Genomic DNA, 13,813 nt, shown 5'->3' on the forward strand with positions numbered 1-13,813 from the left:
ACCTCCTGAAAACCCTTGCTTGGACATTTTCAAACATTGCTCACTATGAACAGATTCTGCCGGTTTTTCGCCCTCTTCATACTCCTTATTTGTGCCAACTATACCCAAGGATATGCCCAAGCCGCCGATGCTACTTTTGGTAAGAATCGGGTGCAGCACAAACGTTTCTACTGGAGTTATTACAAAACAGACAACTTCGATATCTATTTTTATGACGGTGGAGCGCGTATGGCCAATCTTGCCGCAAGATATCTCGAAACGGAGTTTGACCGCCTGACCAATGCCCTTGGTTATTTGCCCAGCCGAAAAGCCAAAATATTTATTTACAACTCGGTAGACGAGCTCCAACAAAGCAATATAGGACTCGGAAGGGAGGCACTCCAAGTAGGTGGGCAGACCAACTTTATCAATGCCCAAGCCGAAATTCCCTATACCGGCAGTGAAATCAGTTTCAAAAAAGAGCTGCTCTATGGTGTCTCTTATATGTTTGTTACCGAAATGCTGTATGGAGGCAATATCAAAGACCTGCTCCAAAATACTTATGGAGGAGAGTTCTCTGATTGGTTTATTGGAGGCGCTGCTGCCTATGTTGCTTTTGGCTGGAATGAAGAAATGGATGACAAAATCCGCAGCTTAGTTATTTCTAAAAAACTCAAACGCCCCAACCTGCTTACCGGAGAAGATGCAGTGATTGCAGGCCAGTCTATCTGGAATTTTATCGCCGAAAAATATGGCAAAAACAACCTCAGCAATGTCCTCAACCTTGCCCGTATTTTGCGGAATGAGAAAAAAAGCATCGCCAGCACTTTTGGCGGCTCTTATCGGGGCTTTATTAGGGATTGGGAGAAGTATTATGAAGAAGTAACCCGATTGACCAACGAGCAAACCGAAGACCCCGAATACGACTACAAGGTGCGCAATAGAAACCGGAAGGTGCTGAAATACAATACACTGGCTATCAGTCCTGAAGGCGATAAGCTGGCCTACTCCGAAAACAAACAGGGGCGATACAAAATATTTGTGCGTAACCTCGCACAAAAACCAGCCAAGAAGAAGAAGCTTTTCCGAACGGGATACTATGCCGTATACCAGCGATTTGACGAGAATGTGCCGCAACTAAGCTGGAAAAGCAACCAAGAGCTAGGCGTAATGCACTTCGACAAGGGTAAGCCCAAGCTCACAGTACTCAATATGCGCAAAAAAACTACTTTTGACCGCTCCTGGGCCTCCTTAGGGCAGGTACATAGTTATAGCTTTTCGGATGATGGAAATTTCCTAGTAATGAGCGCCGACCGACAAGGGCAAAGCAATTATAAAACAGCCGAAACAGATATCTTTATCTATGATTTTGAGCTGGATTATGTAGACCAGCTTACCTCAGACTGGGAGGATGACCTGTACCCACGGTTTCTCAAAGGCAGTAACGATTGGATTGTGTTTAGCTCCAATCGCCGCGAAGATACGCTCCGTACTAATCTCTTCAATGATAGAGGGCCTTTTGACCGCTTCGACGACCAGTATGACCTGTTTCTCTATAATATCACCAAGAAAACAGGTGTAGTCAACCGCCTTACTGATGGCACAGGCAGCAAGCGGATGGCCTTGCCAGTAGACCAAGAGCGGATGCTCTATATCAGTGATGAAACAGGTATCACACAGTTATATCTCTACAATTTCAACTCTGGCGATGTACAACTGCTGACCAATTACAAGCAAAGTATTATGAGCTATGACTTTGACCTCAACACGCAGTCATTGGTCTATACCTTGCTTTTTAAAGGGCAGCCCATCCCTGTAGTCAAACAAGTACTGGATTTGAGTGCCAACCTAGCGCCTTTCAAAACCCCACGAGCGGATATGTTGGCCAGCAGATTCTCCAAAAACAATACTGATAAAGGACAAAAAACCATCATCGACGGCCTCACCGAAAGGGACAAAGCTCCCGAAGAAGACCCTTATGAGCCGGATGAGGTAGATACGGACAACTATGTTTTTAATATCGAAAAAGACGGGCGCGACAAAGACCTCAAGGGCAAAACAGCGCAAAGTACTATCCTGAACCGAGCCAAAAAAGCCCGTAGCGGCGACATACGTGTGATAGGAGCCTATGAATACGAGCCCCGATTCCGTACCGAAGGCCTGACAACATCTTTCTTATTTGACCCGCTGCGCGGCTTTGGGGCTTTGCTCAATTTTTCGACTGCCGATATTCTCGAAAACCACCGCATCCGTGCAGGCTTGCTGATGATTAGCGATTTGCGCAGCAGCAGCTTTTATGTGGATTATTTGCGCTTGGGGCGGCGCTTCGATTACATTGCCCGCTTCGACCGCGATGTCATCTTCCTCAATAGCCCTCCGCTTTTGCAGCGTTATGCCAAAAATACCTTCTCCTTCGGTATTTCATACCCTTTTACCAACCTCAGCCGCATCGAAGTGGGGCCGTTTTTTGTCAATACAACTTTTACAGAGTTGAACCCCAACCTGCTGGCAGTCCCCAACAGTGTCCTCAATTTTGCTGGATACAAGGCTGAGTATGTCTATGACAACACCATCATCAATGGGATGAATATGATCTATGGCACACGCGCCAAGGCCAACTTCTATAGCTTCAACGCCCTAGGCGATGCGCCGGAGAGCTTCTACCGCTTCAGTGCAGATATTCGGAATTATACCCGTGTACACCGTGACTTGATGCTGGCCACGAGAGTTGTCTACGGGCATTTTGGTGGCAATAGCCCCAAGCGCTACCTCCTTGGCGGTATGGACAACTGGTTTGGCCAACAAACAGATAACACTGGCAATGATGATGCGCTCCAAACCGAACCCGGGCTGAACAACCCCAACCTACTCTTTGTAGAGTTTATCACCAATATGAGGGGCTTCAACTACAATAAATTCTCGGGCACGAATGTCTTGCTGACCAATGTCGAGCTACGATTCCCGATTATCCGATATCTGTTCGGCAAACGCATCACCTCCAAAATCTTGAGCAACCTCCAGCTCGTAGGCTTTACCGATGCCGGAACAGCTTGGACTGAGGGCAACCCCTTTACGCCTGAGAACAATGTCAGCACCCGAAACATAGGTGCTCCCGGTACACCCTTCTTCGCTACGGTCAATAACTTCAAAAGCCCTTTCTTGATTGGCTATGGCTTTGGAGCACGCACCATCTTGCTAGGCTATTACCTAAAGCTAGATGTGGCTTGGGGGGTAGAAGACTTCGTTCCTGCCGAGAGACCAAAGTTTTATGTAACCTTTGGTTATGACTTCTAGCCTTGGCAGTATGTGTTCATCAACGGATTTTTACCCACTCCCCATACCATCACTATACAGTGTAACAATTGTAAAAACACATTTGCCGAATCAAGATTGATTTGCCCTGTGTGTCAGTATCCTATCTAAGGCACAAAAGAAGAACAAGGCGCTTTTATTGCCAAAAAAATCATCCAAAAGAACAAGGTACAAGATGCTGTCGAACATATCAAAAAGGCACGTATTATCTTCTTTTTGTTTGGTGCTTTTTTGATTGTCAGCGCATTGATTTCATCCTTATTGTCAGGTTTTAGTATTTACACCAAAATTACGAAAGTGCCTTTTGTAGATTTGTTATGCAAATCATAAAGCATATTTTATAGATAGTACTAAATTTCTGTTTCCGAAACTTCAACACAGGAAATTGGGCAAAATAATTGGGCAAAATATCGACTTTTTTCGCTATATAAAATATTGATAATCATTGTGTTGTATGTTTGCTTGAGTAATATTACTCAGGTGTGTAGGTAGTTACTCTATTTCGGGTTTGTGTATGTTGGCCTACCTTTGTACTACAACATGAGCGTTGTATACTGTTTGTTCTACCAAATCCTTTCAAGCAGTTATTATTCCTCAACCACAACCCATTCCTCTCGCAAGGGAATCAATACCGTTGAAAAACCGCTTTCTACTTCGAGGGTGGTTTTTTTATTTCCCCACCTCCATTGTCTGAAAGTGGGGTAAATACCTGTTGATGATACTACAGCAAAAAGTCAAATCACTTATCGTTGAATCATAAGAGAACGGCGAAGCGTTTGATAAGGCGTTTGGATAATGACCTGATATGCTCCTGAGGGCAATTGCCGCAGGTCAATAGGGGCATCGGTAGAGGCCTGAAGTTGCCGTACTTGCCGCCCCCGGCTATCGTAGATTTGTACCCCAAAGCGCTCTGTTTCGTGCTCAGGCAGGCGGATGCGCAAAAACTCACTACAAGGGTTGGGGTAAATCTGCCAATCGGCCAAGGGGTTGTCTAGCGCATCGGCTAGGGGGATGGCTGCCATCATCGCAGCTTCACCTCCCGGAGTATTTCCGGCGATGACAATCTCAAAAGCAGCATCAAACACCGTGTAGGCAATGGTATTGTACCATAGGTGCCCTCCTGAGTATGCGTTACTATTGGTGTAGGCCACAGAAGCATTGGTCAGGATAATGGTATATTGGGTATTGGCACTGACCTCGAAGGGCGTACTGAGGGTAAAAGTCTGCCAATCGCCAGCACTTGTACTGACACTCTGGCTGTAAGCAGGCGAACCGGACACGGTATTGCCTACATAAATATGGAGTGTGGAATTGTTGATGGCGCTGTACAATCGGAATTTGACTTGTGTAACCTGCCCGGCACCTAAGGTAGTGATAGATTGTCCGGTGTTTACGTTGTTGAGCGTGCTGAGGTAGAAATTGCCGTTTGGTTGGGCAATGGTATAGGTACTTGGGGGTACTTGTGCTTGTTGGGTAGTAGCACTGGCAGTGTTGCTAAAGGCCGAGCTTCCGCCAGCATTGGCCGCTCGCACGCGGTAGTAGTAAGTAGTGTTGGCGTTCAGACCGGTGTTGCTGAAGCTGGTTGTATTGGCAGGCAGGGTAGCGATGGCGGCGAATCCTGTGGTGGCAGAGGTGGAGCGCTCTAACACGAAATTATCTTCATTGTTGCTGTTGTCTGCCCAAGTAAGGTTGATTTGCGAAGCCGAAACCGCTGCCGCCGCTAGGTTGCTAGGGGTAGCAGGCGCAGTAGGGGTTGGAGTAGCTCCTAGCAGTCCAAAAAAATCAGCCGCCCAGTAGCTCGACCAAAAGCCCCTGTTGACGGAATAGCCCCCTGTTTGTCCTCCCTGTTTGGGGTTGCTATTGCCTGGGTTGACGCTGATGGCATGTCCCATACCTATCAACTCATAGGTAATGACCACAGGTTGGCCGTCGGTGCCTAGGTATACACGCCGTGTAACATTCTGCACCCCGTCAAAATTGGTATTGGTGATGTTTACAGTTGCATTGGCTCCGGCGACATTAGTCCACTGCTCGGCAATTTCTATCATATTCATCGGGCGGACGGTAAAGTCTTGGCTTCCGTGAAAAACGACCATTTTGGGGTAGTTTCCCGAAAAAGAGGGAAATTGTTGGCGTACCAAGTCGCCCCATTGTTGCGGCGTTCTGTCTACCCCTGGCGACATCGCCTGAAAGGCTGCCGTAGTGCCTACTCCTGCACGATAAGGAAGGCCAGCCATTGGTGCGCCAGCAGCAAATATTTCTGGGTAGGCGGCACACATTGCGGTAGTCATCGCTCCGCCGGCAGACAAGCCCGTAACAAATACGCGGGAAGCATCGATAGAAAAGTTGTTTTTCATAAAATCTACCATCTGCTTGATAGACAGTGCCTCGCCCTGCCCCCGTGAGATGTCGCCATTCTCAAACCAATTAAAACAACGGGAAGAGTTATTGGCCGTTTTTTGTTCTGGATAAACTAGGTGAAAGCCATATGTGTCAGCTAGCTTGTTCCATTCGGTTTCGTTGGCAAAAGCCGCTGCTGTCTGCGTACATCCGTGCAACACCACCACGAGCGGGGCATTCGCAGGTACCCCGGCGGGTGAATACCGAAACATAGTCAAATTGCCGGGGTTAGAGCCAAAATTATTGACCGTAACCAATTGTGCATAAGTCCATAAAGGCATACTACACAGCATCAATACAAGCATCCATACCGTTTTCATGAGCATCAGGGTTTTGAGGTTGTTTGTTACAATTCAAACAATGTTATGGATTTTTCGGGTGTGATGCTGTGGTTTTATGGTGAACGTGCTATTCTGTGAGGTGAAAGTACTATTTTATCAAGTGAACGTTTGCTAGAATAAGACAAAAACATTTTTTTTTGTATAAAAAGCTTGGGACGCATAATTTTTATTTGGCAAAATCGTTTAAGCCCAAAAGCGTCTTGCTTAAGTCTGTAAAACCTATGAAACTACGATTTTTATTGAGCCTGCTCCTGAGCTTTTGCGGTTGGAGTATCGCCCAAGCCCAACAGGCTATGCCCTTGGGCGAAGCCTTGGCGCAAAAGTATGTGGAGCTCCGCGCACAAGGCAATGCTGCCAGTACACATTACCTGCGCCCCTTGCGCTTATACTTGAAAAATACGGGCAAAAAGCCGCTCAAAATTCAAATTACGCCCGGTATGCAGTTTGTTTCTCAAGACCCCGGCGTGCAAGACCTTATCATCACCCGCCACCAAGAAGTGCTGATTTCGGGCAAGGCAAGTGTGCAGGTGCTGGCCTATGCGATGTGTATTCAAGCCAGCAAGAGCGCGCCTTCGGATAAGGATTTTTATCAGCCCTACCAAGACGAAGCCCCCCCACAAAACAATCACGAAGCCCTAGCGGCTTTGGCACACTATATCGATGAGCAGGGCTATCACAAGCACAGCGAGGCGCAACACGCCCTCTGGGCTGTAAGCGATGCCCACACCCTAGAAAGCATTGATGGCTTGGCCAATGGCGGCGACATTGCCCAACAGTTGCGCATACGCACTGCCGAACTGACAGGGCAACCCCTCCCACAAACCGCTCCGGGCAGCCACCGCCCGTTTGAGGTAGCGCTCAATGAGCAAACACAAATTAGCTTTAGCCAACCACCCCAGCGTAAAATCAGCGGTCAGCTGCGCTATCAGTTGGGGGCGACTTCCGTGGTACAGCTCGTTATGTTTGATGAAGAGGGGCGGCTGGTGCGCGAAATCTACCACAACCCCGAAAGCAAACGTGGCGAACACCGCCTACAGTTTGCCTTTGATGCCTCAGAATATACCCTGCCTCGCTATGAGGTCAAACTATTGATTGACGCAGAGGTAGTGGCTGTGGTCAATGTGCGGACACGATAAATGGGGTACTATAGCTCTATTCTATCGTTTTTCAGCCGGATAGCGCCCTGTTTATACAAAGCCCCAACAGCTTGTTTGAACACCTTTTTGCTCATCTGCAATACCTGATAAATCTCTTCGGGGGCGCTCTTGTCTGTCAGATACAAAACCCCACCATTGGCTACGATTGCTTGGTAGAGCTGTTTGGCTGCGCCTTCTATAGCGCCATAACCTTGTGGGCGAAGAGCCACATCGATTTTGCCGTCTTCACGTAGTTTTTTGATAAAGCCTGTGGTATGTTGTCCGGGTCGCAGCGGCTGAAAAACCTCATTTTCATAAACAAGCCCCAGCCATTGGCGCTCGATAATCACCTGCCAACCCAAAGGAGTAGTATCCGTAATTTGGATAGAGACCTCATCCCCCTCGTCCAAAGTACAAGGCTGGAGATGTTTGTTGAGGTGTGTTGTGGCTACGGGGCGGTTGCTCTGGGTGTCGAGATAGATGGCCACCAGATAGTATTCTCCCTTGACAAACTTGCGCTTTTGCTCGCTAAAGGGCACAAAAAGGTCTTTGCTTAGGTTCCAATCCACAAAAGCGCCTAGCCTAGAAGTACTTACTACAGGCAAGTAGGCCAGCTCTCCTACTTGGGCGGTAGGGGTTTCGGTAGTGGCTACAGGGCGGTCTTCTGAATCAGTGTAGACAAACACCCTCAGTTCTTGGCCGATGGCCGCCTCAGGAGAGAGGTAGCGCTTAGGAATCAGGACCTCTTCTTGGAGAGGGTCTTGGGTATGGGCGGGCAAGGAAAGGTATGCGCCAAAATCAGTAAATCTCCTGATAACGAGATGGTTGTATTTGCCTAGTTGTATCAAAGCGTTGGGTTTTTGGGTTGTGATGGGCGGCTGCCGATAGCTTCCAGAAATTCGTTTAGGGCTTGGGCTTGCTCAATCCGAAACTCGCCGATGGCCGTACGCCTCAGCGCCGATAAATGCCCCCCCACACCTAGCGCAGCCCCAATATCATGGGCGAGGGTGCGGACATAAGTCCCCTTAGAACAGCATACCCTAAAGTCGACCTCGGGCAGGGCAATGCGCGTAAATTCCAAACTATAGATATGGATAGGGCGGGGGTCTCGTTGTACTTCTTGCCCCTTACGGGCGTGTTGGTAGAGGCGTTTACCATCTACTTTGACAGCCGAAAACATAGGGGGCAGCTGACTTTGCTCGCCCAGAAACTGTGGAATCACCGCCCGCACCTGTGCTTCTGTGAGGTGGTCGATGGGTAGCTCTTGGTCTACCTCGGTTTCTAGGTCATAAGAAGGCGTTGTTTTGCCCAATACAATCGTACCGGTGTACTCCTTTTCGAGCGCTTGGTAGCTTTCAATATTCTTGGTCATTTTGCCCGTACAGATAATGAGCAGGCCGCTGGCCAGTGGGTCAAGCGTGCCGGCGTGGCCTACCTTGTGTTTTTGGTTGGTGTGCGCGCGGAGGGCATAACGTATTTTGTTGACCACATCGAAGGATGTCCAAGTAAGCGGCTTGTCGATGAGCAAGCAAGCGCCTTCGGCAAAGTTGGGCAGGGTTGTCATGAGGGAGGTGGGCTAAAATCAAGCACAAAGGTAACAAAAAAAGCCCGAGACCTTCCTTACTCTTGTAGCAGCCCCCCCAACATAGGGAGTATCTACGCTTTTTTTACCCATTCATTTTTGCAAAAACGATAATTGCCGTACCTTTGGGATTTAGTCAAACATCCGGTTAGGCTATATCGTTTTCTGAACAGTTCTTTCAACATCATCCACTTACTGGCAAGTTTTGCCCAAGTACCCACAAAAGTTTGTAAGCAATCACGTATGGATATATTGATTATGGTGGGACAGCTCCTATTGGGCTTGTCCATTTTAGTAGGCGTACACGAACTCGGCCACCTGTTGGCAGCCAAGGCTTTCGGTATGCGTGTCGAAAAGTTTTCGATTGGGTTCCCCCCAAAAATTGCCGGTTTTAAATGGGGAGAGACCGAATACTCCGTCGGCGCAGTACCCTTGGGCGGATTTGTGAAAATTTCGGGGATGATAGATGAGTCGATGGACAAGGAGTTTGCCGACAAAGAGCCACAGCCCTATGAGTACCGCTCCAAGCCTGCTTGGCAGCGCCTGATAGTCATTATGGGGGGCATCATCGTCAATGTCATCACAGGCATCATCATTTTTGTAGGCCTTACCTACTGGCTAGGCGAGCAGTATTACCCCGCCCGCTTGATGGACAACGGCATTGTGGCCTCCTCATTGGCACAAGAAATAGGCCTCAAAACAGGCGACAAAATCGTAGCTGTCAACGGGAAAGCCCTGACACGCTTCGATGATATCACCAGCCGCGATGTCTTGCTTGGCTCCGGCGCTTATTATACCGTGGAGCGTGGGGGAGAGCAATTGCGCATTGATATCCCCAATGACCTCATTGGCCAACTTAGCCGCAAAAAACTAGGTGGACCCTTTGTAGAGCCGCGATTCTTGTTTAGTGTAGGTCAAGTAGACCCCAAAGGCCCTGCCGCCGCCGCCGGTATGCAGGCCGGAGACAAAATCACGGCCATCGATCAGATGCCCATTGTCTATTTTCAGGATGTCCAACAAGCGCTGAGCGACAAGGCCGGCAAAACAGTCAATGTGGCCATTAGCCGCAAAAATACTATCGATACGCTTCAAATTACAGTTACAGAGCAAGGTCGTATCGGATTTGCCGCCGACCTAGACCGCCCGGTCGAAACAGCCCACTTTGGCTTTTGGGAATCTGTACCCCACGGCGCTACGGCTGCCTTTGGCATCATTGCTGACCAAATCAGGGCCTTTGGCAAAATCTTTAAACGCGAACTGCGTGCCGAAGACTCCCTCGGAGGGCCTATCTTGATGGCGCAGATGTTTGGCGCTACTTGGGACTGGGTGCGCTTCTGGCGTATTACCGGAGCGCTGTCGATGGTGTTGGCTTTTATGAATTTTTTGCCTATCCCCGCGCTCGATGGAGGCCACGTGATGTTTATCCTCTTCGAGATGGTGTCGGGTCGCAAACCCTCTGACAAGTTTATGGGCACTGCTCAACAAGTAGGGATGATTTTGCTCTTGTCGCTGATGGTCTTTGCTTTTTATGTAGACATCGCCAAAATCTTCCGCTAGACATGCCTATGACCACACTCTGGTATAGTTATTTGCTGTTGTCAGCATGGTGGTGGAATGGAACCCCCTCAGAGGGGGCTGTTCCACCACACGATTTTCACGCCAGTATGGCCGAGATAGCCTACAGCCCAGAGTCTAAGGCTTTTCAGATGAGCCTTCGGGTGTTTACGGACGATATGGAGGACGCAATCCGCCCCAAAGCCGCCAATAGCCGAATTACCCTTAGCAACAAAAGCACGGTACATGATGCGGCACTTTTGGCCTATGTACAAAAAAACTGCTATCTCTCTTCCAATAAGGAAAAATTAGGCCTTTGGCAGTGGGTAGGCAAGGAGGTTACCGCAGAGGTGGTATGGTTGTATGTAGAGCTGCCCTACAAGGGCAACTTCAAAGACTTATCGCTGACTTATAAGGTGATGTTTGAGCTCTTTGACGACCAAGTCAATATGGCCAATGTCAAAACCCGCCAAGGCAGCACCAAAACCTATGTGTTCAAGGCCGGCAAGCCAAGCACACAAACTTTACAATGGTAATCTTGATTACAAATGGTTATTTGCTGATTTTTAGTAGTTTTGTCGCCTTATTCCGCACAATACCATCGTCCATCATGTTACAAGTCATCTCAGACATCTTAACACTCGACTTCAGCCGCCAAACTACCAAACAAGTGATGCGCTTTGTCATCGCAGGAGTTACGTGTGCGGCGCTGGAATTTACCACCCTGATAGGTTTGGTAGAATGGGTTGGGTTGGATATGTACCTAGCCAACACCATTGCCTTTACGGCTGCTGTCGTGCTCAACTATGTGATGAGTAGGGGCTGGGTGTTCGAATCTAACAAGTACTCCAAAAAACGCTACGAATTTACGGCCTTTGCCCTGATGGCCGTGGTAGGCCTGGGGTTGAATCAGCTCATTATGTGGGGCTGTGTGGACGTGCTCAGCCTTGACTATAAACTCTCTAAGGTGTTGGCCATAGGCTTGGTGGTGATTTGGAACTTCTTCTCCAAAAAATACCTCGTCTTCAAGAGTTAGAGCCTAACATAGGTAGCACGAATTTTGTACTTTTACGAGCGCTTAGAACTTGTCCAAACTGTTGACCAGGCTCTCCAAGCGAGTAACTTTTGTGCTTAAACGAGGTGAGAAGCAGGTATTTTCAACGCAGTATAGGCCAAAAATAACCGGCTGGGAGGGCGCGAAGACAATTTTAGGCAAGCGCTTATACCTCAAAACAAACCTTTGGCGCGTTATCGCACAAACGAAGCTGCCCAATTTACCTATGAAAAAAGCATATACCTTCTGCTGCCTATGTTGGTGTTTGTATATATCGGCAAGTTATCAAGCCCCCATACAAGCACAAGACCCGCATTTTTCTCAATTTTATGCTTCTCCACTCTATCTCAACCCTGCGCTTACGGGTACAGCCGACGAAGGGCGGATGCTTTTCAACTATCGTGCACAGTGGGTCAGCCTACCCGGAGAGTTTGCCAGCTATACTGTTTCTTATGACCATAATTTTCATCACTCAGGCAGCAATCTTGGCGTATTGGCCAGCTTCGACAAGGCCGGCAGCGCCGGGGTGCGCTCTATAAACCTAGGTTTGTTATATGCCTACACGCTCAAGGTCGGAGACCAAGCCGCCGTCAATGTCGGAATGCAAGCTGCTTATGGCAACCGCACGCTCAACTACCTACAGCTAGTTTTTGGCGACCAACTGAGTGCTTTGGGCGTTATCAACCAAGATTCACAAGAAAACTTTGCCGATCTGTCGCTCCATTATTTTGACCTCTCGGCAGGGGCGGTATTCTACACCCCACAGTTTTGGTTTGGGGTTTCAGCCGCCCACCTGAACCAACCGCGCTATGGCCTAGGTACAAGGGCTGATTTTCTACCGATGCGCATCTCGGCACAGATGGGCTACAAAATCTATTTTGATAGCTATGGCCCCGATGACCAAGCCTTCAGCCTACATCCGATGATTTATTATGCCCGGCAAGGCGATATGCAGCAGCTTGACTTGGCCGCCAACCTAAGCTTGTCGCCCGTATTGATGGGCTTAGGCTACAGGGGAGTACCCATAGGGGGGCAGGGCTGGAGCGCCGCCGTCATCACTGGGGGGTTCCGATACCAAGACTTCGCTTTTTTGTATAGCTATGACTTCCCTGTGGGGAGGCTGGCACGCGCTACCGGCGGCGCACACGAACTTACCCTACGCCTCGACCTCAACTACCCCCACGGCAGCAGTATGAGCTACAACCCCCGAAAACGCAAAAAAGGACGGGTGGCTTTTCCTTCTTTCTAATACTGTGGGCTTGGGCAATAAACGCTAGTTGTTCAAAAACATATACCAAGATTGATTTAAGGATGCACTGGATTTGATTTTATTGATGCGTAATGATGTTTAGTGTATATATTCATACCAAAATTCAGCCTTTTTGTAATCTAGAGGCTAAGGCCATTAAAAGTCTCCTTGGCCATAGGCTTATATTTTACCCAAACTAATACTGCTTGGGCAGAGTTTCGCTCATCAAATGGCAAAACCCAATTCCACCATTCATAATACCCAGTGTCGTGGCAGAAGATTATTACCAAATATTAGGACTTGACCGCCAAGCTTCAGCAGAAGACATCAAGAGAGCCTTCAAGCGTTTGGCGCTTCAATATCACCCTGATCGCAATCCTGATAGCCCGCACGCCGAGGAGCAATTCAAACGAATCAATGAGGCATATCAGACTCTTTCTGATGAGCACAAGAAGTGGATCTATGACCTACTGGGCACTGCTCCGGCTGCCGCAACCTCACCAGGCCCTGTCTATCCCGAATATACTCCGCCCCCGCCAACATATACTCCGCCCTCCGCCAATAATGAGACACAACCTTTGACCAAGCGTGCAAGAAAGCGATGGTATCAGCTGACAGTTGTTTTTGGGTTGTTCTTTATCGTATTTGCCATATATTTTCATGGTTGGATGAACCGCTACAGTGCTCGGCTCAATGTGTCAGATGCGCAAGAGGCACGTGCCGGCGGCAACTATGATGAGGCCTTGGGCTACTTAAATAGCGCCAAAAATTTTTATCCTGAATATGCCGCCGCACACGAACTAGAGGGGGATATTTATTATGAAAACTACCAAATCTACCGATATGCGCTGAAAGCCTACACAAAGGCGATTGAGTATACCGACCAGCCCAGCCCGCAGCTTTTGTTCAAAGCCGCGCTCTCGGCCTACCATACCCGCCAATACACCGAAGCGCACCAATACCTGAACCAGTTGATTGTCCTACAACCCCACAATGCAGAGGCTTACTACTACCGCGCCCGAAGCCAGTATGCCCTAGGATATGCCGATACCTCGGTTTGTAATGATATGATGAGGGCTGCCAAAGCCCAAGTTTTAGACGCACAAAAATACATTGAGCTGATATGTTCGGACGTTTATCGATAAGAAAAAAATACCAGTCGATAAAATACCTGACACAACTCATGAATGATTTTTCATCACAAGC

At 48.4% G+C, this 13,813-nt stretch carries 10 protein-coding genes; 7 read left to right on the top strand and 3 right to left on the bottom strand.

Annotation, left to right across the window (positions count from 1 at the left end; all coding sequences use genetic code 11):
• The first annotated feature begins 45 nt into the window (after positions 1-45).
• Positions 46-3,273 (top strand): hypothetical protein, encoded by a 3,228-nt coding sequence (locus G499_RS0105260; protein WP_026999076.1) that lies wholly within the window; start codon positions 46-48, stop codon positions 3,271-3,273.
• Between the two features lie 761 nt (positions 3,274-4,034).
• Here G499_RS0105260 and G499_RS20920 read toward each other — a convergent pair.
• A complete protein-coding gene (locus G499_RS20920; RefSeq protein ID WP_051295929.1) occupies positions 4,035-6,011 on the bottom strand; it encodes an extracellular catalytic domain type 1 short-chain-length polyhydroxyalkanoate depolymerase in 1,977 nt (658 codons plus the stop codon).
• Between the two features lie 242 nt (positions 6,012-6,253).
• Here G499_RS20920 and G499_RS0105270 point away from each other — a divergent pair, with 242 nt between their 5' ends.
• The gene (locus tag G499_RS0105270; protein ID WP_026999077.1) at positions 6,254-7,168 is read left to right on the top strand and encodes a hypothetical protein; all 915 of its coding nucleotides are present in this window, start codon (positions 6,254-6,256) and stop codon (positions 7,166-7,168) included.
• 8 nt (positions 7,169-7,176) lie between these two features.
• Here the strand turns inward: G499_RS0105270 and G499_RS0105275 are convergent, their stop codons facing one another.
• Positions 7,177-8,016 carry a CvfB family protein gene (locus G499_RS0105275; RefSeq protein ID WP_026999078.1) on the bottom strand — a complete coding sequence of 280 codons (840 nt, stop codon included), beginning with the start codon at positions 8,014-8,016 and terminating at the stop codon, positions 7,177-7,179.
• Complete coding sequence (gene truB, locus G499_RS0105280) at positions 8,013-8,732, bottom strand: tRNA pseudouridine(55) synthase TruB (RefSeq protein ID WP_026999079.1); 720 nt, start codon at positions 8,730-8,732, stop codon at positions 8,013-8,015. The genes G499_RS0105275 and truB overlap by 4 nt, the downstream gene beginning before the upstream one ends.
• 261 nt (positions 8,733-8,993) lie before the next feature.
• On the opposite strand from truB, the gene rseP reads away from it, so the two are divergent.
• From rseP to G499_RS22385, 5 genes are all read left to right on the top strand, one after another.
• Complete coding sequence (rseP, locus tag G499_RS0105285; protein ID WP_026999080.1) at positions 8,994-10,307, top strand: RIP metalloprotease RseP; 1,314 nt, start codon at positions 8,994-8,996, stop codon at positions 10,305-10,307.
• An 8-nt stretch (positions 10,308-10,315) separates the two neighbouring features.
• The gene (locus tag G499_RS0105290) at positions 10,316-10,840 is read left to right on the top strand and encodes a DUF6702 family protein (RefSeq protein WP_154658320.1); all 525 of its coding nucleotides are present in this window, start codon (positions 10,316-10,318) and stop codon (positions 10,838-10,840) included.
• Positions 10,841-10,914: 74 nt separating this feature from the next.
• Positions 10,915-11,340, top strand: a complete 426-nt coding sequence (locus G499_RS0105295) for a GtrA family protein (RefSeq protein WP_161627699.1) — start codon at positions 10,915-10,917, stop codon at positions 11,338-11,340.
• A 244-nt stretch (positions 11,341-11,584) separates the two neighbouring features.
• Entirely contained in the window at positions 11,585-12,607 is a 1,023-nt protein-coding gene (locus tag G499_RS0105300) for a PorP/SprF family type IX secretion system membrane protein (RefSeq protein WP_026999083.1), read from the top strand.
• Positions 12,608-12,876: 269 nt separating this feature from the next.
• On the top strand, positions 12,877-13,752 hold the full coding sequence (locus G499_RS22385) for a J domain-containing protein (RefSeq protein WP_026999084.1): 876 nt from the start codon (positions 12,877-12,879) through the stop codon (positions 13,750-13,752).
• Positions 13,753-13,813: the final 61 nt, after the last annotated feature.

The sequence above is a fragment of the Eisenibacter elegans DSM 3317 genome, from assembly GCF_000430505.1.
Taxonomy (GTDB): domain Bacteria; phylum Bacteroidota; class Bacteroidia; order Cytophagales; family Microscillaceae; genus Eisenibacter; species Eisenibacter elegans.